Below are 21,732 nucleotides of genomic sequence, written 5' to 3'. Positions count from 1 at the left end.
AAAAAATTTAAAAAATATTTCTTCTTGCTCTATCAATCAAATACATATCTACCAAAACTATCGCAGTCATTGCTTCAGCAATAGGTACAACCCTTGGAGCTACACAAGGATCGTGTCTACCTTCAGTTACAACTTCGCATTCAGCCCCGTAAATATTTATACTCCTTTTAGGTATCAATATTGATGATGGTGGTTTAACAGCAAACCTAAATACCAAGTCTTCTCCCGTTGATATCCCTCCAAGAGTACCACCTGCATTATTAGTTACAAAACCATCACTTACAATTTCATCATTATTTTCACTCCCATGCATAGTAGCAACCTTAAAACCACACCCAAACTCAATCCCTTTTACTGCAGGAATACTCATAATTGCTTTAGCTATTTCTGCATTTAGTCTATCAAAAACAGGTTCACCAACCCCAACAGGTACACCCTTAACTATCACTTCAATAATTGCCCCTACAGAATCCCCTCTTTTCTTCATATCTAGTATATAATCATACATCTTCTTTGCAGCTTCTTTATCAGCACATCTCACAGGATTGTTTTCTATTTCATCAAATTCTATATTTTCAGCTACAATATTTCCAACTTGCTTAACATACGCATATATGGATACTCCTAACTTATCTAAAATCTTCTTAGCCACTGCACCAGCACATACTCTACCAATTGTTTCCCTTGAAGAAGCTCTTCCTCCACCCCTATAATCTCTTATCCCATACTTATGAAAATAAGTGAAATCTGCGTGTCCTGGTCTAAAAAGATCTTTAATCTTAGAATAATCTTTCGACCTATAATCCTCATTATAAACAAGCATACAAATAGGTGTTCCTGTCGTTTTTCCTTCAAACACACCACTTAAAATCACAATTTTATCTTTTTCATTCCTAGATGTTGTTATTTCACTCTGCCCAGGTCTTCTTCTATCCAGTTCTTTTTGAATATCTTCTTCCGACAATTCAAGCATCGATGGACAACCATCCAGAACCACCCCAACAGCCTTTCCATGACTCTCACCAAACGTGGTTATTCTAAAAATTCTACCAAAACTATTTCCAGCCATCTAAAACTCCAATACTTCTCCACCATTAATTTTTTTATGCGTCTTGCTGTTTATATCTAACAAAACAGTAGGCTCTATAAGCCCTCGATCATCATATCCATTACCTTCCCAAAATCCTATAATATATTCTTCAATAAAATAAATTTTTTTAAGCCATTTACAACTCTTATACCCCCACAAATTAGGTATCACCATCCTAACTGGTCCCCCATACTCAAACTCTATATCTTCTCCAGCAACATGTGTAGCTATTAAAATCCTCGAATTTCCCATATCTTCGCCAAAAACTGTAGTATTATAACCTCCATAACTTTCAAAATAAACATACTTATAACTTTTTACTCCCAAATATCCAGTAAAATCTTTCCACAAAACCCCTTCCCAGTTAGCTCTTACACTCCATCTACTTACAGAAGTTAATCTGCAATTAACAACCTTTTTTTCAAAAATATTATACAAATCATAATAAAATATTGTTTCTTTCTTATCACCAAAAGAAATCTCAATAAAATACTTTTCCTTGGCAGGAACTTCTCTTAAACGCTCTACATTAAAAACTGGAGTACTTATATCTTTTAAAAAACTCATTTATATCATCCATATTTTATCACATGCGCTAATTCAAGGGTAATCAAACCATGTTGAACCATCTTTTCAATTTCCGGCAAAATTTCATCTATCTTTTCAGGTGTATCGATAATTTCCACAATTATCGGTAAATCATTAGAAAGAGCTAATGTCCTTGAAGAGTGAATAATTGAACTTCTACCATACCCATAAATACCTCTAATGACCGTAGCTCCTGAAATCCCTTTTCCCCTACACAAACCAACAATCTCTTTATATAGAGGTTTACCATCAAACTTATCATTTTCGCCTATAAAAATTCTCATCAACTTTTGAGTTCCTTCCAACTTACGTACCATAATTACTCCTTATATTCTCGCAAAATGAATACCAAAAAAAGCTGCCATTAGAGATAAAAAAAGATTTAAAAACATATAAAGAAGTCCCAACATATATACCCCATCTTCAAAAAGATGAATTGTTTCTAAAGAAAACGTTGAAAATGTAGTAAAAGCACCAAGCATTCCTACGCTAATAAAAAATCTTAAATTTTCACCAATAACAAGCTTCTCCACTGATAAAGTATGTATATAACCAAGCATAAATGAACCTGCCACATTCACAAAAAGTGTCCCAAAAGGAATTACATTTCCTAAAAAAAGTGTAAAACCCTTTGAAAATATATACCTTAAGATTGCTCCTATAAACCCTCCAAGACCAATCACCAAAATTTTCATTTGCATCCTCCAGTAAATTAAGTTATATAAGAGTAATGGAACACTATCAAGTAATTTTTTTCATAACAATCTTAGCTTTTTTCCTTAATATGCCATTCGGAATGCTTAGAACCAAGTTTAAGAAATTTAGTATTCAATGGTTTTTATGTATACACGCGCCTATACCTATAGTGGCGATATTAAGAATAACAACAAAAACAAACTGGAAATACATCCCATTATTCTTAATAGCTTCTATCTTAGGACAAGTCATTGGAGCAAAACTAAAAACCTTAAAAATTTAATTTTCTAGCCTTTATTAGAAAAGCACTATGATTATAAAACCACATCTCTGGCCTTACTGACATTCCTTCTATTCTCCACGGTCTTTTAATTACCTCAAAAGTTTCAATCTGATCAAAAAAACCTGAAATTCTTAATTCATCTACAAAACTTTTAGCTTGCAAAATAGTTGGCACATAAGAAACAATAATACCTCCTGAAACAAGCCCTTCTTTACAGTGTTTGATAACATGCCAAGGCTCCGGCAAATCTAGTATTATCCTATCATAAACACCTTCAAAACCATCGTATATATTACCACAATAGATGTTATGATTATCAACATTATGCAAAAAATCATCAATAGTCTTTTTCGCCAAATCAATAAAATCTTCTCTTACTTCATAAGTGGTAAGAGTACCCTCTCCTGCCAAAGCTCTCAGAATTGCAATAGATAAAGCTCCTTGGCCAATCCCAGCCTCTAACACATTCAACCCAGGATAAATATCTGCCCACATAAGGATAATAGCACTATCTTTAGGATAAACAATCTGCGCTTTCCTTTTTAAATTCATGACATAATCAATATATGTGGGAGAAAAAACTTTCAATTTTTTCTGCCTATTTGTCTTAACTACCGAACCATCTTCTAAACCTACAATATCTTGATGATCTATATATCCATACTGGCAACTATATCTCCCACCTTCCTTCAACTGAAGCATTTTAATCCGATCTTTTTCATCAATGATAATAACAAAATCACCAAACTCAAATTTATTGTTCTTCATTTCTTACCAATCTACAAAAAGAACATATATCATTAAAAGATTCCATACCACAAATTTTACATTCTTTTAAAGATCCTATCTTATTTTGACTATGTTCTAGCTCTTTCTGTAACTTTTTAACGTACTGAAAATAAAAAAACTGCTTAGTACCCACAATATTCTCTTCAATTAAATTCAAAGCATCTTTATAAACAAGACTTGTAGCACCTTTACTCAGAGGACACTCTTCAATAAGATAATCAATTTTATTAAGAAAAGCATAAGAAGCTATCTCTTTTTCAGTAAGTCTAATGAGAGGCTTAACTTTTTTCTTAAGCATTTTACCTTCAGCTGGCAAAACTGGCACTTGCTTCTTTAAATATTCGTCATTCCAATGAAGAATATTACCAAGCAACCTAGAAGCCTCATCATCAAGATTATGTCCAGTTGCTACTACATCAAACCCTTCATCATATGCAACTTTATTAAAATAGTATCTTTTTATTACACCACATACAGAGCATTCTGCTCTTCTTGATTCTTTTGCAATTTTAGGAACAGGATAACCTAATTCTACTAGGTCAACTATTTTATATTCCAAATCAAATAGTTTTGCAAATTTCAAAACTTTCTTTTTTGAATTTTCTGAATATTCACTTATTCCTAAATTAACATACATCCCTACAGTATTGTAACCCAACTTTTTTAGAACATACCAGAGCACAAGGCTATCCTTCCCACCAGAAACACATACCATAACTTTTTCTTCTTTTTTAAACATCTTAAATTCTTTGATAGCCCTATCCACTTGTTTAAGAAAAAAATCATTAAAATGTTCTTTACAGAGCTTTATATTATGTCTTTTTAATTTTATTATAGCTTTTTCTTTACAAATTTTGCATTTCATTAGCCACCACTCACAACAGGAATAACTTTTACAGTGTCACCATCTTTTAACTTATCATCTTCAGTTAAAAGTTCGTCTCCTCGAGTAATTATTACACTATTTTCTTTTAAATTATAACGCTCAAATATTTGTTTTACTGTTTTGCATTCACATTTTTCAATCTTACCATTAACAAACTTAACAGTTACCATTTTATTACTCCATTCAAAAACTGAAATTAATTATAACGTGCGTTGCTTATAGATTATCAAATCCATATTGTCAACAATATAAACATGCTGGAGTCACCCCATTTTTACAAAACCTAGTTCAAGTACAACAGTGATAAAAACTACTAAAGTTATTAGTAAAATCAAATTACTCTAAAACTTATTTAAATAAAAATAAAACGTTATTTTTTAATTACTAAAGAGATAGCTTCAATAAACTGTGTATAGAAGTCCTCATCAGAAAAAACATTAATTTTTTTACTGTAATTAAGTATTTTCTCAACCAATTTCTCTATATTGTTTACTGGATAAATATTTTCATTCGGTATAATTTCTGGCAAAACACCTACATTTGAGGCCACAACTGGTATACCAACTGACATCAGTTCAAACCCTACACGACAAATAGCTTCAGATCCATGTGAAGCAACCACTCCCAAATCAAGAGCTGACATACAATCCACAATATCATCTCTAAAACCAGATATTCTTGAAATTTTTTCTATTTTGTATCTTTTTAACATATTTTCAATATCAGTTGTCTTAATCGTTGTATCAAAACCTATTAGAAAAAGTTTAATATGCTTAATATTTTTATTATAATAAATCTCAGATATAGCTTTTATTAAATCTTCATGCCCTTTCACATAATCAAATCTACCAACAATTCCAACAACAAAATCATTTTTATCAAAGCCAAATTCATTTCTAATTTTTCTTCTACCTTCCTCTGAAAATCTAAACCTCGAAACATCTACTCCACCATATATTGTTTTAACTTTATGTTTAGGTATCTTCATATCATGCAAATAAACATTCCTAATAAAATTCCCCGATGTTATTATTAAATCTGTGCAACTGTTATGTAAAAATCTATTTACAATATCATTTTTTGGTTTTCTTCTATCTCCTCTTACTCTTACTAATATAAATCGCCTTGTTAACCATTTTTTAAAAGCAAAATACCAAAAAAATTCTCCTCTATGACAAACCACAATGTCTGGCTTAAAATTCCTGAACAATCTATTAATCTTATAAATATTCTTTAAAATAACCAAAGGATTGTTAGAGTTAAATTTTAACTCAAAGGTTTTTAAATTATATTCTTTTGCTTTCAAAATAGGGGGTGAGCCTGGTAATCCCGCAACTATAACCTCATGGTTATAATCCCTTAAAATCCGGGATAAATTAACGGCATACCAGGCAGTAGCATTATACCACCTTACATTAATTATATGTAAAAATTTCATCAAAAATTTTAATCAGCCTGTTTTCTCAAATATGTTGGAATTTCAAGCTCCTCTTCGTCAAAATCACCAATACTTTTCAACGTTTTGTCCATACTTTTTATAGTTTTAACCTTCTTCATTATATTATTCACTTCTTGAGAGCCTTTTCTTATGTACTCATCTATATTAACAGTTTTTTCTTCTTTCACTCTTCCAAGGCCAGTTGCCACAACAGTTACTCTGCAAATTCCTTCTAATTCAGGATCAATAACAACCCCTTTATATATAGATGCATTTTCTCCAGCATTTTCATAAATTAGCTGTGCAATATTTTGCACCTCATACATTGTTATATCTGCACCACCGGTAATGTTGATAAGTATCCCTTCAGCTCCTTTAATATTGGCATCTGCAAGAAGAGGACTATTCAATGCTCTTTTTGCTGCCTCAACATCTCTATTTTCCCCACTTGCTTCTCCAATACCCATCAAAGCCATACCTTTTGACTGCATAATAGCTTTTACATCGGCAAAATCCACATTTATATAACCACTGCTGTTTATAGTATCAGAAATACCTTGAACCCCCTGTCTTAACACATCATCAGCAATTCTAAATGCCTCAATAAATGATGTGTTTTTATCAATAATATCAAGCAGTCTATCATTAGGTACCACAATATATGTATCCACATGATCTTTTAAAAATTTTATCCCCTGCTCAGCGTATTCATTTCTTTTTTTCCCTTCCCAGTAAAAAGGCCTAGAAACCACAGCCACAGTTAATGCTCCTAAATCTTTTGCAATACTTGCTATAACAGGTGCTGCACCAGTACCAGTTCCACCCCCCATTCCAGCAGTGATAAATACCATATCAGCTCCTCGAAGTGCTTCTTCAATTGCCTCTGCATCTTCCACAGCAGCCTTTCTTCCTATCTCAGGATTACCACCTGCACCAAGACCTCTAGTTAACTTTGTTCCAAGTTGAATTTTCATAGGTGCAAGATTTTTCCTCAATACTTGTTCATCAGTATTTGCAGCTATGAATTCCACCCCTTCAATACCTGATCTAATCATATTATCAATAGCATTACCACCTGCTCCACCAACTCCAATAACTTTGATTACTGCTCCACTTTTTACTTCTTCAAATTCAAACATAAGCTCACCCCCATATTTTTTCTAAAAAAACTCTGAAAACCAGCTTTTCATTCTTTCAAAAATTTTATTAAAAACTTTCTCGTCACTACCCCGTGATATTTTTTCTCCAACCTTACCATGTTTTGCAGCATAAATAGCCAAACCTACGCCAGTAGCAAAAATTGGATCATTAACAATATCAGTAAGTCCACCTATAAATTGTGGTTTTCCCACCCTAACAGGCATTTCAAACACTGATGCTGCAAGCTCTTCTATCCCCTCAAAATTTGAAATTCCTCCAGTTACAACTATGCCTGCACCAAGCATTTCTAATAAATCATTTTTTTGTAACTCACCTAAAAACATTTGAAATATTTCTTCAGCTCTTGCTTGTAATATCTGAGTTAAAACAGCTCTTGATATTTTGCGTGGTGGTCTTCCCCCCACTGAAGGTACCTCTACAACTTCATCATCCAAAATTCTATCAAGCCATACACAACCGAAATTCTTCTTTATCTTTTCAGCCTCAGACTCAGGAGTATTAAGACCTATCGACAAATCTCTAGTAAAATTATTGCCACCTAATTGAAGTACAGCAGTATGATGAATAGCTCCTTTCTTAAAAACCACCATATCTGTTGTACCACCTCCCCCATCAATCAGGCATACACCAATCTCCTTCTCATCTTCATTTAAAACAGCTTCACTTGATGCAAGTTGTTCTAACACAATATCATTCACAGATATCCCAGCCCTTTCACAACTTTTCATGATATTTTGCGCACTCGTTACTGCACCAGTCACTATATGAACATCTACTTCAAGTCTTACACCATTCATTCCAATGGGATCCTTAATTTCTGACTGTCCATCCAAAATAAATTGTTGAGGAATAACATGTAATACCTCACTACCTATCGGGATATCTACCGCTGATGCTGATTCTATAACCCTTTCAACATCCTTTTTAGTAACCTCTTTATTTTTAACCGCTATTATCCCCCTAGAGTTAAAACTTTTTATATGACCACCTGCAATACCAACTGTAGCACTTTTAATCTGAACACCGCTCATTTTTTCTGCTTCATCAACGGCTTTTCTTATAGCATTCACAGTAGCATCAATATTGATTACAACACCTTTACGTAAACCTGTACTTGGAGCAGTTCCAACACCTATTATATCAATGCTATCTACCTCATTCTTTTTCCCTACTACTGTACAAATTTTTGTGGTCCCTATATCTAAACCAACAACTATTTCATCCCCTTTCACGCTTCACCCCACTAACATATATTCTCTCAGATATTCTCAAATCAGCATAATTTATTTGTTCGTACAAAGTTTTAGCTATTTTTTCAAAATAACGGTAATTCTCAAGAAAAATTGAACTATCATAATAACCAAAAATCTCGGTTTTGTTAAATTTTGCTACAAAATAAGAAGAATAAAGATAATAAGTTACGTTTTTATTTAATTTTTTATATATTTTCGTAAACTCCTCAAAAAAATCATTATCAATATTTGTCATGATAAAAACATTAACTTTATTACAGTTACTTTTTATAAGAGAATCATCAGCAGTTTTGATATAACATTTTCCTTTTTTAGAAAACTTTATTAGAGGCTTTTTTTCGTAGATTCTCACGAGTAATGTTGAAGGGAACTTTTTTATTATTTCATATTTTTCAACCCATATATCATCAGTTAAAACTTCATCTCCTTTAACTTGAAATATATTTTTACCTAAAAATTTCTTAAAATAGTTTCTCAAAAATTTCTGGTTGGAGTTTACAGTACCAACAATCTCTATCTTTTTAACATGAAAAATATCGCTACTAATAAATTTATTGATTGCATTATAGATTACTAAAATAAATACAAAACAAAAACTTATAAAAAATAATCTCTTTAAAAATAAATTATATCTCACTTAAACTCTCCAATTATAAGGTCTATCAATTTGTTAAAACTGTACCCAGCCTTAGCTGCAGCTTTTGGTAAAAGGCTTGTTTCTGTCAGCCCCGGAATAGTATTGATTTCAAGCATATAAAAATCTTTACCATCAAAAATAAAATCAATTCTACAAAGACCTGAACAACCAATTTTTTTGCTAAAATTTAGAGCTATTTCTTTTAATCTATCTTCTTCCTCTTTTGACAATCCTGTCTCAAACAGATACTCTGTCAACCCTTTGGTGTATTTTGATTCATAATCATATACACCTTTCTTAGGTTTAATCCAAATTACAGGTAAAACTTCACCATTTACAATACCTACAGTCAATTCTTTCCCTTTTATAAAACGTTCAACTAAAATCTTAGAATCATATTTCTTCGCAAGTTTATACCCATCTGCAAAATTACTCTTTTCATTAATTATACTAACTCCTATAGAAGAGCCTTCTCTCGCAGGTTTTATAACACATGGTGTAAATCTTACATCATCCTCATCGTCAGGTAAGTAATACTCAGGTGTTAAAATACCAAATTTTTCTGCCAAAAGTTTAGAATAATGCTTATCATAAGCTATAACACTAGATATATGATCTGCACCAGAATATGGAATTCCCATAATCTCGAGCAGTCCTTGAATTGTACCATCCTCACCGTATTTGCCATGCAATGCTATAAAACAATAATCAGGCTTAACTTCCCTAATCTTTTCATAAACTTTTCTATCAACATCAATTAAGTATGCTTCATAACCAAGCGCTAGAAGAGCATCATAAACTGCTTTACCTGTTTTAAGCGATACTTCCCTCTCACTTGAAAATCCACCATAAAGAACAGCAATTCTTTTATCCATTTGTATCTCCACGAAAGCAATTTGCAATTTTATAAGAATATTCTGTTATATTTCCCGCACCAAGAGTTAAAATTATTTGAGGAAAATCATTCTTTTCTTCAATAAGTTTAATTATTTCACTTAGCTCATTTAGTTGGTAAACCTCTTTAAACCCGTGCTCTTTGATACTTTCTACCAACTTTTGAGAATTCACCCCTTCTAACGGAAATTCACTGGCTGGATAAATATCTGTTACAATTAAAACATCTGTATCAAAAAAAGCACTAGAAAATTCATCAAATAATAATTTTGTCCTTGAATACCTATGAGGCTGAAAAATTGTATATAATTTATGCTCAGGAAAGGCATCTTTGATACTTTTTAGCGTAGCTTTAATTTCTGTAGGATGATGCCCATAATCATCAATAACCGTTCTCTTTTCATCACAGTATCTAATTGATAATCTTCTTTGAACCCCTTCAAAACTTTCAAAAGCTTTCTTTATAACAGAAAAATTTATTTCAAATTCTATTGCCACTGCAACAGCAGCAAGAGCATTCAATACATTATGCATACCTGGAATATGTAAGTTAATTTTCCCTGCTCTTTTACCAAAAATAGAAACATCAAATTTAGTACCGAACCCAACTTTTTCAATATTATATCCTCTAATATTTGCAGACCCTTTAAAACCATAAGTTTGAAATCTCTTTTCTATTCTTGGAATAATATCAACAACATTTTTATCTTCTATGCAAAGAACATTTAATCCATAAAAAGGAACTTTATTACAATATTCCACAAAAGCATTTTTTATTTCGTCTAAATTTTTATATGTATCAAGATGTTCTAGATCTATATTGGTCACAACATTTACAGTAGGGTAAAGGAGTAAAAAAGATTTATCACTTTCATCACTTTCACATACCAAATAATTACCTGTTCCCAACATTGCATTTTTATTTGTCTTATTTAATCTCCCCCCCACAACAACTGTAGGATCAAACCCAGCTTCCATAAAAATATGCGCAATCATAGAAGTGGTTGTAGTTTTACCGTGACTACCTGAAACTGTAATAGAACGTTTCAATCTTGTAAGCTCTGCCAGCATTTCACCTCTTTTTATTACCGGTATATGCATATCTTTAGCAGCTAAAATCTCAGGATTATCGTGCCCAATCGCTGATGAATAAACCACCACATCTGCATTTTTTATGTTTTCACTATTATGTCCAATAAAAACCTCAACTCCAAGCTCTCTTAACCTTTTAACATTTATTCCCTCATTCAAATCTGATCCTGTAACCTCTAATCCAAGATTGTATAATACTTCAGCAATTCCACTCATTCCTATCCCACCAATACCAATAAAATGAACTCTTCTTACCTTTCCAAACAAATTATGCACTGAGTAACTCCTCACAAATAAGTTTTGCACTATCTTTAAATTCAATCCTTACAAGCGCCTTCAAATAAGATTCTTTCTCGTTCTCCACCTTTTTTATCATTTCTATTAAACCATCAGGATTAAACTCATCCTCTAAAATTATCTCTCCTGCCCCTTTTTCTTTCACATATAAGGCATTGAAGTATTGATGATTATCTGCTGCTATCTTCAGTGGAACAAAAATTCCTATCCTTTTTGAATAGAGTATTTCAAAAACAGAACCGGCACCGCTTCTTGAAATAACTATATCAGCCCACTTAAATTTTTCTGCCATATCTACAATAAAAGGATAGATTTTAATTCTTTCATCATTATATATTCCATTTTCACGATATCTCTTTATAGTTTCATCATAAAGTTTAGTACCAGTCTGATGAATAACTGAATAACCCATTTCAAGTAGCTTACTTGCCGCATCACATATTACATTATTGATTATACGACTTCCCTGGCTTCCACCTGTAACAAAAATATGTTTATTAAAAATATGTTTTACTCTAAAATCCTTAAATTCCTTCCTTACTGGATTTCCAACAACAATACATCTTCCAGCTACATTTTTTGTATTATCAAAACTTAAAAATACCTTCTTAGCAAATTTAGCTAAAAATCTATTTGCAACACCCATTACAGCATTCTGCTCATGAAGGTAAAGATCACATCCTTTAAAAATAGAAACAACACCAGCAGGCACAGCTGCAAAACCACCCAATAATAAGACTTTATCATCCTTGCGTATAAATTTACTGATTTTTAATGAAGCTAAGAATATTTTATAAATTGACTTCATCTTCTGTATAAACCCTTTACCTTTAAAAGGTATAATTTGTTGTTCATAAAACACACACCCATATTTAGTTAAAATTTCTCTATCTATACCTCTATCTGAAACAAGAAACAAAAACTCTACCCCTTTTTTACTCAAAAACTCTGCCATTGCTATGCCTGGGAATAGATGTCCACCAGTACCACCGCCAGCAATAATCACTTTCATTCAAGCTCCTTTCTGCATCTAAAAACAATTCCAATCATAAAAAGAGATACCATCATTGATGAACCACCATAACTTACAAAAGGTAAAGCAATTCCTTTAGTCGGTAATAACCCTAAAGTAACACCAATATGAAGAAGTGATTGATACATAAACATTATAGCAACACCAAGACAAAGTAATCTCTTATATTTATCTTCACATTTCATTGCGATTTTTTTAATCTCGAAAAATATCGAAAGCATCACAAAAAGAATAATTAATGCTCCAAAAAATCCAAATTCTTCAGATATTATTGAATAAATAAAATCAGTATGTGCTTCAGGAAGAAAATAGAGTTTCTGAACACTATTACCAAGCCCTTTTCCAAACATTCCTCCACTACCTACAGCTACCAGTGACTGCACAAGCTGGTACCCTGAGCTATAATAATAACTCCAAGGATCTAAAAAACTCAAAAGCCTTTCTCTGTGATACCCATTAAAAAGAAGTACAATCACAGGAGGAATAGAAAAAGCAACGATACCTAAAATATGTTTAAGGCTTGCACCACCAATAAACATTACAGTAATGGCTACAGACATAATTAAGAAAGATGTCCCATAATCAGGCTCAAGCAGTATTAATGCAGCCAAAACCCCCAGTAAAATCATTGCGGGCATAAACCCTCTAAGAAAGTCCGATAATTTTTCCGATTTTTTTTCTAAATAGTGTGCCAAATATACAATCGACGTAAATTTTGCCAATTCGCTAGGTTGAAAATTTATAAGTGGTAATTTTATCCATCTATGTGAACCATTTATAGCAGGAAAGAAAAAAACAACCATTAACAAAAATAAAGTTGCAAAATAAATTAATGGAAGTATTTTCCTATAAACTCTAAGTGGTAAATTGTATGCAATCATCATTAAAACTAAACCAATTACTATAGCCATAAACTGTCGTAAAACAAAATAGTATTCATATTTATGAAGCCTTTGAGCCTGCATAGCACCTACATTATAAATATAAAGACACCCTACAAACAATAAGAACAATATCATAAGAAAAAGAAATAATCTTTCGTCAAATATTGCATCAAAACTATTAACAGATCTCATAATCTCTCTGTTTTTCATAGGCTTTCCACAAGCTCCTTAAAATAATCTCCTCTATGTTCAAAGTTTTGAAATTCATCGAAACTAGCACATCCAGGAGATAGTAAAACGACATCACCTTGTTTCGCAATTTCAGCAGCTTTTTCCACTGCATGATATAAATTTTTTACTAAGATTTTATTTTTAATATCAGTTAATTGATCATAAATTTTTGCACCATCCTCACCAAAGCATATCACATACCTACAATTATTCTGAATTATTTCGATTAATTTTGAAAAATCACCACCCTTATCCTTACCCCCCAACAGTAAAACAACAGGATTTGTAATCCCTATTAATGCTGCAAATGTTGAGTCAACATTAGTGGCTTTAGAATCATTAATAAAAATTATTCCATTCTTTTTAGCAAAATATTCACACCTGTGAGGCAAACCTTTCAAGTTTTCAATAAGATAAGTACAATCCCCTTTTAAGTCTAAAAATATATTTGATAAAGACAAGGCAAAAGCTAAATTAACAACGTTATGATTACCTATTAATGGAAATTTATTTAAATCTACAAAGAAATTTCCAAACTCTAAAATATTACCTTTTTGCATTGGATATTGTTTTAATGATTCGTCTACTACAATTGTCTTATCAGTATCTTTCAAAACATCTACCACGGAAGAACCAACTATGAACTCTCCATCCTGTTTTAAAAGTTCTCTTAATCTAAGCTTTGAATTAATATAATTTTCCATAATACCATATCTATCTAAATGGTCCGGTGTTATATTTGTAATAATACCAGCATCCAAATATTCACCATTTCTCATTAAATCAATTTGAAAACTCGAAAATTCAACAACATAAACATCGTAGTCATTATTAATTGCTTCACCTATAGGAAAGCCTATATTCCCACAAGCAATACTTTTAATACCAGCTTTATTCATCAACTGTGCTGTCAAATAAGTGGTGGTAGATTTTCCATTACTTCCTGTAATTCCAATAATTTTTTTATCTCTTAAAAGATTAAACGCAAGCTCATATTCACTGACAATTTTCTTAGTGTTAATTTTTAATGATTTTGTATCAAAACCCGGACTAACAACAATAATATCAAAAATAGAATCATCAAAATTAACTAAATCTTCATAGTCAACTAATTTATCATCATAAATAACAATCTCATCAATCTGATAGTACGTCCTCAAAAGTTCCTCGGCACTTCGTCCACTTTTACCATACCCTAATATCGCAGCCTTCATATATCACCTTAGTTTTAATGTACTCAAAGCAAGTAATGCTAACAAAAACGATATTATCCAAAATCTCACTATTATTTTGGGTTCTGACCAACCTTTTAGCTCAAAATGATGATGTATAGGGGCCATCCTAAAAAGTCTTTTCCCTTTTGTAACTTTGAAAAACCCCACCTGCATGATAACAGATAATGTTTCTAAAACAAAAACACCCCCTACAATTGCTAAAACAATCTCTTGTTTCACGATAATAGCCACTGTTCCAAGTGCAGAGCCAATAGATAAGCTCCCCACATCTCCCATAAAAACTGATGCTGGGAAAGCATTAAACCATAGAAAACCAAGACCTGCTCCTACCATACTTCCGCAAAAAATGGCCAATTCACCTGAACCAACCACATAGGGAATGTGTAGATAGGAAGAAAATTTTATATGGCCAACCAAATAAGAAAAAAGAATAAATGTCCCAAAAGATATAACTGTAGGCATAATAGCAAGGCCATCAAGACCATCTGTAAGGTTAACAGCATTTGACGCCCCTACAATGATAAATACTGCAAAAATAATGTAAAAATAAGATAAATCGATTATAAGTTTTTTGAAGAAAGGAAAAACTAGTTTAGTAGAGTAACCTGATTTATCAACATAAATTATAAGAATAGCGGCGGTAATAGCAACCACTAATTGAGATAAAAACTTTGCTTTAGGTGTTAACCCTTCAGGATTTCTCTTAACAGTTTTAATATAATCATCGAAAAGACCTATAGCAGCTGTAAAAATAAACACATATATCACAATCCAAATATAATAATTGCGTAAATCAGCCCATAAAAGCGTTGAGATAACACAGCTTAATATAATCAAAATTCCACCCATTGTAGGGGTACCTTCTTTTTCTTTATGCCTTTTAGGTTCATAACCTTTGATTTTCTGGGAAATTTGCATATTCTTCAATTCTTTAATAATTTTTGGTCCAAGAATTATGGTTAGAATAAAAGCAGTAATTATTGCGTAAATCGTTCTAAAAGTAATGTATCTAAAAACATTGAATACAATAAAATGTTCACTTAATGGATATAAAAGATTATATAACATTTTTCTTACTACCTCTCTGTTTTAAATAATCAACCACTTCCTCAAATTTTCTGCTTCTTGATGCTTTAACAAGAAAAACTCCTTCTGGTATCTTTTCTAAGTATCTGTAAAGCAGAGCTTTATTTTTAAAAAATTTCAGATTTTTCTCAGAAATAAAACTTGAAAAGTATTCACCACAAAATAAAAAGTTTATTCCTGATTTCTTTTTTGCATAATCAACTAACTCTGAATAAAATTTATCTTCAAATTCACCAATCTCAGCCATCTCACCAATTATTGCATATTTTTCACTTTTAACTTCGTATTCATCAAGACTATCAATTGCAGCAATAATTGACTCAAAACTAGCATTATACGTATCATCGATAATTATATAATCATCAAATTTAACTATTTCCCCCCTCTTCTCTGCAGGTTTAAAAGACCTTATCCCTTCAAAAATATATTCGTATTCTATTTCTTCATTTAAAGCTATCCCTGCAGCAAGAACAGCATTCATTATAAAATGTTTAAAAAAATGTCTTAACTCAAAACAATAACGTCTCCCCTTAAATTCAAGCTCAAATTGATAGATATTCCCTATTTTACTAACACTTTTTAATACCACGTCAGAGTTTTCTTTAACGCCATAGGTAAAAAGTTTGACTGTACCCAAAGCTTTTTTATCAAGAAAAACCTCATCATCTTCATGTATCCATAACTCCTTTACAGTATTTGGAGAAATAATACTAAACTTTTCTCTTGCAATATTCTCTTTACTCTTAAAATTACCTATATGTGAAAAGCCTATCTTGGTAACAACTGCTACTTCAGGCCTCACATATTCTGCATAAGTTTTAATCTCCCCTTTAGTGTTCGTACCAAATTCAAAAATAGCATAATCAATTTCATCTTCCATGTTAGCACAAGAAATAGCAATCCCCAGTTCATTATTATAGTTTTTATAAGACATATGAGTCTGATACTGATTTGAAAATATTTTATATAACATGTTTTTAGTGCTTGTCTTCCCCATACTACCTGTAATAGCAATCTTTTTAGCTACACTCCTTTCTAACTTCCATTTTCCAATAGATTTAATCGCCTCAACACTGTCTTTTACAAGCACCTTATTAAATGGAGCTTCTTTATAAAAATATGGATTATCAAAAATAACTAAACTCGCACCATTTCTATAAGCTTCTTTATAAAAATTATTTCCATCGTTTTTAACCCCTTTTATTCCGACAAAAACATCTCCTTTTTTCACTTCTTTACTATTAATCACAAAGTTTCTATACTCCACAGATGTGGGTGCTATAAAATCAATCATATTTTTTATTGCCTCTTTTAACTTAAGCTCTTTCATACTCACCACAACACTTTAATATTTCTTCTTTATCATCAAAATGATACTTAATACCATTAATCAGCTGATAATCTTCATGCCCTTTCCCTGCAACCAGAATAATATCACCTGGTTTACTAATTTCTATTGACTTTCTAATAGCTTCTCTTCTATCAGGAATAACAAGTATTTTTCTTTTATCATTAATACCTTCAACTATATCATCTATTATTTTTTCCGGATCCTCACTTCTTGGATTATCATTTGTGATAATAACTACATCTGAATATTTCTCAGCCACACTACCCATTCTTGGCCTTTTTGTTCTATCTCGATCACCTCCACACCCAAATACAGTAATTATCCTCTCATTCTTAAAAGGTAAAAGACTCTCCAAAACATTTCTCAATGCATCATCTGTATGAGCATAATCCACAAAAAAATATCTTCCTTCCCAGGAAATTTTCTCAAGGCGTCCGGGTACATTCTCAAAGCTTTCTATGGCTTTTACCAATAACTCACTATCAATCCCAAAATGTGAGCAAACTGAAATTGCTGCCAGTATATTGTAAATATTATGCTTACCTACCAACATTGATTTAAAAGCCAATGTTTTACCAAACAGATTTACTGTAAATACCGAACCACTAAGGCTTGATTCATAGCTCTCTATGTGAACATCCGCTTTCTTATTTTCAATAGCATAACTAATATGATCAAACTGCTCATTTATTAACTTTTTACTGTGATCATCATCAAAATTGACTACAGAAACCCCTTTCAAATATTTTTCAGTAAAAAGCTTTCTTTTGGAAGCAAAATAACTTTCCAGATCCTGATGATAATCAAGATGATCACCACTTAAATTCGTAAAAACTGCATAATCGAATTTTAATCCGTAAATTCTATCCTGATCAAGAGCATGAGAAGATACTTCTGTAACAACGCATTTACAACCTCTATTCAATCCCATTCCAATATATTTATAAAAATCATAAGGATTCGGAGTAGTATTGTCTGCCTCAAATAACTCATCATCAACTTTGTAATTTACTGTCCCAATCCTTATTGTTTTCAAACCAACATAATTCAATATATGATCGATAAGATATAAAGTGGTCGTTTTACCATTTGTTCCTGTAATACCAATAACTTTAAACTCACAATTTGAAACAAAAAAGTTTTTACATATTAGAGATAAAGATTTCCTTCCATCTTCTACTACAATAGAATCAACACCTTCTATCTTTCTTTCAGTAATAAATAATTTGATTTTTTCTTCTTGACTCAACTTTTGCACATCTTTGTGGCTATCATAATAGGTCCCCTTATATGCAATAAAGGCTGAATCATCTTTTATATTACGACTATCAAAAGATATATCTCTTACTTCAATATCAAGTAGTTTTTTATTTTCACACTTAAAGCTGATACCTTTAAGCAGCTCTTTTACTTTCATTACTCACCTTATAAATTCTTATTTTTTCACCAGTTAACAACATAATTTGTTCAGCAATTTTTCTAAAAGTTAAAGCAGCTGTCGAACCCCCATAAATACTTTTTTTTGGACTATCATAAATCACTATCATTGCATACTTTGGATTATTATAAGGGAAAAAACCTGCAAAACTTGCCACATAATTTTTTGTTGAATACCTACCTGTAAACTTATCAAATTTTTGAGCAGTACCAGTTTTGCCAGCTATAGCCACATATTCACTATTTGCATTACTTCCTGTTCCATCAGTTACAACCAACCTTAAAAGGTACTGTAGCTTTTTTGCAACTTTCTCGTCAAAAACTCTTACACTGTCATAATCCACTTTTAAAAATTTATCTCCATCATAAATTTCTTTGATAAATGAAGGTTTTATATAATATCCACCATTAGCTACTGCAGCATAAAATCTAAGCATCTGCATAGGTGTAACGTAAATTTCTTGTCCTATAGAGATTGAATATTTTGAAAGCTTAGACCATTTCTTATAATTTCTCAAAATTCCTTGTTCTTCAAGAGCTCCAACAACCCTAATTTTTTTACCAAAACCAAGTTTTCTTAAATAATTATAGAAATGTAAATCATTCACTTTTTCCATTAGCTTTATAGTTCCAATATTGCTAGAATGAATCATAACTTCTTGAATCTTAATTTTACCATATCTATGTACATCATTAAATACATGACCATAAACTCTATATTTCCCATTCTCACAATCAATTATATCATTCATATCTACCTTATAATTACTCAATAAATATGAAAAAGTAACAGGCTTGAAAATTGAACCAGGTTCAAAAGTGTATTGAGTTGCATAATTCTTCCATTCAACCTTGTCGTATTTTTTAAATTCATTTGGATCAAAATCAGGTTTAGAAACAGACACTACTATTTCACCACTTTGAACATCAATCACTAAAACAATACCTCTTTTTGCTCTAAATTTCTCTAAATCTTGAATAAGTATAGCTTCGCTAAGTCTCTGTAATTTTGAATTAACTGTAAGTTTAATATATCGGTTATTTTGAATATCACTTTTATAATCACTATTCATTATAACTCTATTTCTACTATCTTTTAAAAAGGTAAACGAAATATCCTTCCCTCTCAAATAGTTCTCGTAAATACCTTCTATGCCGACTAACCCCTGATTATCTACGCCAGTAAAACCTATAAGTTGTGAAAAACTTGAACCGTAAGGATAAAATCTATGCTTTGTTATCACATAATTAATATTTTTCGAAATTGCACTAATTTTTTTAGCAGTATCTACCCTGATATTTCTGGCTAACCAATGGAAATTTCCACTGATTACCTTCTTTTTAATCCCATATTTTTTCAATTTTCTTTTAACATATCTTTCCTCTTTTTTACTCAAACCATAAACGAAAACTGAAGCTACATTATTCTCTTTTGTTAATAACACACCATTTGCATCAAAAATCTTACCCCTTTCCGTTTTTATCTTAATCTCTTTAAAGGATTGTTTTTTTACAATATTATCATAATAATGGTGTTTATACACCTGCAAATAAATTAAACGCACAACAATTACTCCACTTAATAACACTATGACAAAACTAACAAATCCAATCTTACCTCTTTCACTCAACATAAAAAACCCTGTTAAATTCTGGCAATTTCAAATTTAACTCTTTACTCTTATTTAACAAATTATCCGTACTTTTAATTTTTGATAACTTTCTTTCAAGGCTCTCAATTCTTATTTCTTTTTCTAAACTTTCTTTTTTTAATCGATTTATCTCATAACCAAGCTCTATGTTTTTTACTTTTACTGTAATAACAGCAAACACAAGACTTATCACAAATACCCCTATCAAATACTTTTTCAAAAAAATCTCTTCAAATGCTTTATATGTTAGTACTATAATTTTACTCATACCCTTTCAGCCACTCTCAATTTTGCACTTCTACTTAAAGAGTTTTCTCCAACCTCCTTAACAGAAGGAATTATTGGTTTTTTTGTTAAGATTTTGAATTCTTTTATTTTATCGCATCTACAAACCGGATATTCTGAGGGGCATACACAATCTTTTTCATAATATTGCAAATACTCCTTAACCAACCTGTCTTCTAAAGAGTGAAAAGAAATAAAAGCAACTCTACCACCTTTTAATACAATTTTTGGTAATTTTTTCATCAATCCTTCTATAGATCCCAATTCATTGTTAACAAAAATACGAAGTGCCATAAAAGTCTTTGTTGCTGGATGAATGCCGCTTTTATGAAATTTTTTAGGTATAGCATCTTTAACTATTTCAGCTAATTCTAAAGTTCTTGTAATTTTTTTTATTGCTCTCTTTTGAACTATTAAGCTAGCAATTCTTTTCGCAAACCTTTCTTCACCATATTTTTGAAAAATATTTTTTAAAGTTTCCTGTGAATACTCATTAATAATCTTTTCAGCAGTAATTGGATTATCTTTATCCATTCTCATATCTAGAGGACCATCTTTCCTAAAAGAAAATCCTCTTGATGCATCAAAAACATGATAAAATGAAATACCAAAGTCAGCATACAAACCATCCACGCCATCTATACCGAGATTTAACAACACATCATCAATATCAGCAAAATCACTTTTCACAACTATAACTCTGTTATCATTTTTAAATTTTTCTTGTAGTCTCAAAACAGCATCCTTATCTTTATCCAAAATTATAAGTTTTTTTGGTTTAACTATATTTAAAATACCTGAGGCGTGTCCACCTCCACCACCAGTACAATCCACAAAAATTTTCCCCTCAAAACCTTTAAAAAAATCAATCAACTCGTTGTATAAAACAGGCCTATGCATATCTATAACGTTATTTCCGGATAAATATCACCCATTTCATCCATAAGAGAGCTCATATCCACATCTTCAACTTCTTTCTCCCATATCTCTTTTGGCCAAATCTCTATTTTATTCATCATTCCCACAATTACGCATTCCCCATTCAAACCTATGTTTTCTCTCAAATGGGGTGGTATTAATATCCTACCTAGTTTATCAAGAACACAATCTTCAGCTGTGGAAAAAAGTTTTCTCATCAATTTAGAAGCTTGTTTATTTTTAGGAGGATTTTCTTCAAACTTTTCTTCTACTTTCACCCATTCTTTTAAAGGATACACCGCTAAGTACTTTCCTAGATTAACTAAAACTAAAGAATCATCATTATATTTTAATTTCAAAACATCTCGAAACTTCGCAGGAATACTAACTCTCCCTGAGTTGTTTATAGTATGAACCGATTTTCCTTTGAAGCTACTAGCAACCTTCATAACATTTTATTCCAATATATACCATTTCATAACAAATAATACACGACCTATACCATAACTGTCAAGG

General features: G+C 31.4%; 23 protein-coding genes. All 23 read right to left on the bottom strand.

Annotated elements, in window-relative coordinates; translation table 11 throughout:
- Nucleotides 1-7 precede the first annotated feature (7 nt).
- Nucleotides 8-1,069 carry a chorismate synthase gene (gene aroC / locus OWK30_RS04465; RefSeq protein WP_423323974.1) on the bottom strand — a complete coding sequence of 354 codons (1,062 nt, stop codon included), beginning with the start codon at nucleotides 1,067-1,069 and terminating at the stop codon, nucleotides 8-10.
- The gene (locus tag OWK30_RS04460; protein WP_423323972.1) at nucleotides 1,070-1,657 is read right to left on the bottom strand and encodes a molybdopterin-dependent oxidoreductase; all 588 of its coding nucleotides are present in this window, start codon (nucleotides 1,655-1,657) and stop codon (nucleotides 1,070-1,072) included.
- Between the two features lie 5 nt (nucleotides 1,658-1,662).
- The gene (locus OWK30_RS04455; protein ID WP_423323970.1) at nucleotides 1,663-1,995 is read right to left on the bottom strand and encodes a DUF190 domain-containing protein; all 333 of its coding nucleotides are present in this window, start codon (nucleotides 1,993-1,995) and stop codon (nucleotides 1,663-1,665) included.
- Between the two features lie 9 nt (nucleotides 1,996-2,004).
- Nucleotides 2,005-2,373 carry a fluoride efflux transporter CrcB gene (gene crcB, locus OWK30_RS04450; RefSeq protein ID WP_423323968.1) on the bottom strand — a complete coding sequence of 123 codons (369 nt, stop codon included), beginning with the start codon at nucleotides 2,371-2,373 and terminating at the stop codon, nucleotides 2,005-2,007.
- A 272-nt stretch (nucleotides 2,374-2,645) separates the two neighbouring features.
- A complete protein-coding gene (locus OWK30_RS04445; protein WP_423323966.1) occupies nucleotides 2,646-3,425 on the bottom strand; it encodes a tRNA (adenine-N1)-methyltransferase in 780 nt (259 codons plus the stop codon).
- Nucleotides 3,412-4,311, bottom strand: a complete 900-nt coding sequence (locus tag OWK30_RS04440) for a PP-loop family protein (protein ID WP_423323964.1) — start codon at nucleotides 4,309-4,311, stop codon at nucleotides 3,412-3,414. The genes OWK30_RS04445 and OWK30_RS04440 overlap by 14 nt, the downstream gene beginning before the upstream one ends.
- Nucleotides 4,311-4,502: a MoaD/ThiS family protein gene (locus OWK30_RS04435; RefSeq protein WP_423323962.1), complete on the bottom strand. Its 192-nt coding sequence runs from the start codon at nucleotides 4,500-4,502 to the stop codon at nucleotides 4,311-4,313. The genes OWK30_RS04440 and OWK30_RS04435 overlap by 1 nt, the downstream gene beginning before the upstream one ends.
- Before the next feature lie 200 nt (nucleotides 4,503-4,702).
- On the bottom strand, nucleotides 4,703-5,770 hold the full coding sequence (locus tag OWK30_RS04430) for a glycosyltransferase family 4 protein (protein ID WP_423323960.1): 1,068 nt from the start codon (nucleotides 5,768-5,770) through the stop codon (nucleotides 4,703-4,705).
- A gap of 8 nt (nucleotides 5,771-5,778) precedes the next feature.
- On the bottom strand, nucleotides 5,779-6,909 hold the full coding sequence (ftsZ, locus tag OWK30_RS04425) for a cell division protein FtsZ (RefSeq protein ID WP_423323958.1): 1,131 nt from the start codon (nucleotides 6,907-6,909) through the stop codon (nucleotides 5,779-5,781).
- 21 nt (nucleotides 6,910-6,930) lie between these two features.
- Nucleotides 6,931-8,163: a cell division protein FtsA gene (gene ftsA, locus OWK30_RS04420; RefSeq protein ID WP_423323956.1), complete on the bottom strand. Its 1,233-nt coding sequence runs from the start codon at nucleotides 8,161-8,163 to the stop codon at nucleotides 6,931-6,933.
- Nucleotides 8,150-8,821 (bottom strand): cell division protein FtsQ/DivIB, encoded by a 672-nt coding sequence (locus tag OWK30_RS04415; protein ID WP_423323954.1) that lies wholly within the window; start codon nucleotides 8,819-8,821, stop codon nucleotides 8,150-8,152. The genes ftsA and OWK30_RS04415 overlap by 14 nt, the downstream gene beginning before the upstream one ends.
- Entirely contained in the window at nucleotides 8,818-9,696 is an 879-nt protein-coding gene (locus OWK30_RS04410) for a D-alanine--D-alanine ligase (RefSeq protein ID WP_423323952.1), read from the bottom strand. The genes OWK30_RS04415 and OWK30_RS04410 overlap by 4 nt, the downstream gene beginning before the upstream one ends.
- Nucleotides 9,689-11,074: a UDP-N-acetylmuramate--L-alanine ligase gene (murC, locus tag OWK30_RS04405; protein WP_423323982.1), complete on the bottom strand. Its 1,386-nt coding sequence runs from the start codon at nucleotides 11,072-11,074 to the stop codon at nucleotides 9,689-9,691. Before murC ends, OWK30_RS04410 begins: the two co-directional genes overlap by 8 nt.
- A 1-nt stretch (nucleotide 11,075) precedes the next feature.
- Nucleotides 11,076-12,116: an undecaprenyldiphospho-muramoylpentapeptide beta-N-acetylglucosaminyltransferase gene (gene murG, locus OWK30_RS04400; RefSeq protein ID WP_423323951.1), complete on the bottom strand. Its 1,041-nt coding sequence runs from the start codon at nucleotides 12,114-12,116 to the stop codon at nucleotides 11,076-11,078.
- On the bottom strand, nucleotides 12,113-13,231 hold the full coding sequence (gene ftsW / locus OWK30_RS04395; RefSeq protein ID WP_423323949.1) for a putative lipid II flippase FtsW: 1,119 nt from the start codon (nucleotides 13,229-13,231) through the stop codon (nucleotides 12,113-12,115). The genes murG and ftsW overlap by 4 nt, the downstream gene beginning before the upstream one ends.
- Nucleotides 13,228-14,466: a UDP-N-acetylmuramoyl-L-alanine--D-glutamate ligase gene (gene murD, locus OWK30_RS04390; RefSeq protein WP_423323947.1), complete on the bottom strand. Its 1,239-nt coding sequence runs from the start codon at nucleotides 14,464-14,466 to the stop codon at nucleotides 13,228-13,230. The genes ftsW and murD overlap by 4 nt, the downstream gene beginning before the upstream one ends.
- 3 nt (nucleotides 14,467-14,469) lie before the next feature.
- Nucleotides 14,470-15,555 (bottom strand): phospho-N-acetylmuramoyl-pentapeptide-transferase, encoded by a 1,086-nt coding sequence (gene mraY / locus OWK30_RS04385; RefSeq protein WP_423323945.1) that lies wholly within the window; start codon nucleotides 15,553-15,555, stop codon nucleotides 14,470-14,472.
- Nucleotides 15,545-16,903: a UDP-N-acetylmuramoyl-tripeptide--D-alanyl-D-alanine ligase gene (locus OWK30_RS04380; RefSeq protein WP_423323943.1), complete on the bottom strand. Its 1,359-nt coding sequence runs from the start codon at nucleotides 16,901-16,903 to the stop codon at nucleotides 15,545-15,547. Before OWK30_RS04380 ends, mraY begins: the two co-directional genes overlap by 11 nt.
- The gene (locus OWK30_RS04375) at nucleotides 16,890-18,341 is read right to left on the bottom strand and encodes a UDP-N-acetylmuramoyl-L-alanyl-D-glutamate--2,6-diaminopimelate ligase (protein WP_423323941.1); all 1,452 of its coding nucleotides are present in this window, start codon (nucleotides 18,339-18,341) and stop codon (nucleotides 16,890-16,892) included. Before OWK30_RS04375 ends, OWK30_RS04380 begins: the two co-directional genes overlap by 14 nt.
- On the bottom strand, nucleotides 18,319-19,995 hold the full coding sequence (locus OWK30_RS04370; RefSeq protein ID WP_423323939.1) for a peptidoglycan D,D-transpeptidase FtsI family protein: 1,677 nt from the start codon (nucleotides 19,993-19,995) through the stop codon (nucleotides 18,319-18,321). Before OWK30_RS04370 ends, OWK30_RS04375 begins: the two co-directional genes overlap by 23 nt.
- Nucleotides 19,985-20,281 (bottom strand): hypothetical protein, encoded by a 297-nt coding sequence (locus tag OWK30_RS04365; protein ID WP_423323937.1) that lies wholly within the window; start codon nucleotides 20,279-20,281, stop codon nucleotides 19,985-19,987. Before OWK30_RS04365 ends, OWK30_RS04370 begins: the two co-directional genes overlap by 11 nt.
- Nucleotides 20,278-21,198 (bottom strand): 16S rRNA (cytosine(1402)-N(4))-methyltransferase RsmH, encoded by a 921-nt coding sequence (gene rsmH, locus OWK30_RS04360; RefSeq protein ID WP_423323935.1) that lies wholly within the window; start codon nucleotides 21,196-21,198, stop codon nucleotides 20,278-20,280. The genes OWK30_RS04365 and rsmH overlap by 4 nt, the downstream gene beginning before the upstream one ends.
- Nucleotides 21,199-21,200: 2 nt before the next feature.
- A complete protein-coding gene (mraZ, locus tag OWK30_RS04355; protein WP_423323933.1) occupies nucleotides 21,201-21,665 on the bottom strand; it encodes a division/cell wall cluster transcriptional repressor MraZ in 465 nt (154 codons plus the stop codon).
- Between the last annotated feature and the right edge of the window lie 67 nt (nucleotides 21,666-21,732).

The sequence above is a fragment of the Deferribacter abyssi genome (assembly GCF_049472655.1).
Lineage (GTDB): Bacteria > Chrysiogenota > Deferribacteres > Deferribacterales > Deferribacteraceae > Deferribacter > Deferribacter abyssi.
This window is presented reverse-complemented; position numbering and strand designations above follow the sequence as displayed.

Bases quoted from the DNA above. Each gene is read 5' to 3' on its own strand.
- aroC (WP_423323974.1), bottom strand. From the start codon at position 1,069: ATGGCTGGAAATAGTTTTGGTAGAATTTTTAGAATAACCACGTTTGGT.
- OWK30_RS04460 (WP_423323972.1), bottom strand. From the start codon at position 1,657: ATGAGTTTTTTAAAAGATATAAGTACTCCAGTTTTTAATGTAGAGCGT.
- OWK30_RS04455 (WP_423323970.1), bottom strand. From the start codon at position 1,995: ATGGTACGTAAGTTGGAAGGAACTCAAAAGTTGATGAGAATTTTTATA.
- crcB (WP_423323968.1), bottom strand. From the start codon at position 2,373: ATGAAAATTTTGGTGATTGGTCTTGGAGGGTTTATAGGAGCAATCTTA.
- OWK30_RS04445 (WP_423323966.1), bottom strand. From the start codon at position 3,425: ATGAAGAACAATAAATTTGAGTTTGGTGATTTTGTTATTATCATTGAT.
- OWK30_RS04440 (WP_423323964.1), bottom strand. From the start codon at position 4,311: ATGAAATGCAAAATTTGTAAAGAAAAAGCTATAATAAAATTAAAAAGA.
- OWK30_RS04435 (WP_423323962.1), bottom strand. From the start codon at position 4,502: ATGGTAACTGTTAAGTTTGTTAATGGTAAGATTGAAAAATGTGAATGC.
- OWK30_RS04430 (WP_423323960.1), bottom strand. From the start codon at position 5,770: ATGAAATTTTTACATATAATTAATGTAAGGTGGTATAATGCTACTGCC.
- ftsZ (WP_423323958.1), bottom strand. From the start codon at position 6,909: ATGTTTGAATTTGAAGAAGTAAAAAGTGGAGCAGTAATCAAAGTTATT.
- OWK30_RS04410 (WP_423323952.1), bottom strand. From the start codon at position 9,696: ATGGATAAAAGAATTGCTGTTCTTTATGGTGGATTTTCAAGTGAGAGG.
- murG (WP_423323951.1), bottom strand. From the start codon at position 12,116: ATGAAAGTGATTATTGCTGGCGGTGGTACTGGTGGACATCTATTCCCA.
- ftsW (WP_423323949.1), bottom strand. From the start codon at position 13,231: ATGAAAAACAGAGAGATTATGAGATCTGTTAATAGTTTTGATGCAATA.
- murD (WP_423323947.1), bottom strand. From the start codon at position 14,466: ATGAAGGCTGCGATATTAGGGTATGGTAAAAGTGGACGAAGTGCCGAG.
- mraY (WP_423323945.1), bottom strand. From the start codon at position 15,555: ATGTTATATAATCTTTTATATCCATTAAGTGAACATTTTATTGTATTC.
- OWK30_RS04380 (WP_423323943.1), bottom strand. From the start codon at position 16,903: ATGAAAGAGCTTAAGTTAAAAGAGGCAATAAAAAATATGATTGATTTT.
- OWK30_RS04375 (WP_423323941.1), bottom strand. From the start codon at position 18,341: ATGAAAGTAAAAGAGCTGCTTAAAGGTATCAGCTTTAAGTGTGAAAAT.
- OWK30_RS04370 (WP_423323939.1), bottom strand. From the start codon at position 19,995: ATGTTGAGTGAAAGAGGTAAGATTGGATTTGTTAGTTTTGTCATAGTG.
- OWK30_RS04365 (WP_423323937.1), bottom strand. From the start codon at position 20,281: ATGAGTAAAATTATAGTACTAACATATAAAGCATTTGAAGAGATTTTT.
- rsmH (WP_423323935.1), bottom strand. From the start codon at position 21,198: ATGCATAGGCCTGTTTTATACAACGAGTTGATTGATTTTTTTAAAGGT.
- mraZ (WP_423323933.1), bottom strand. From the start codon at position 21,665: ATGAAGGTTGCTAGTAGCTTCAAAGGAAAATCGGTTCATACTATAAAC.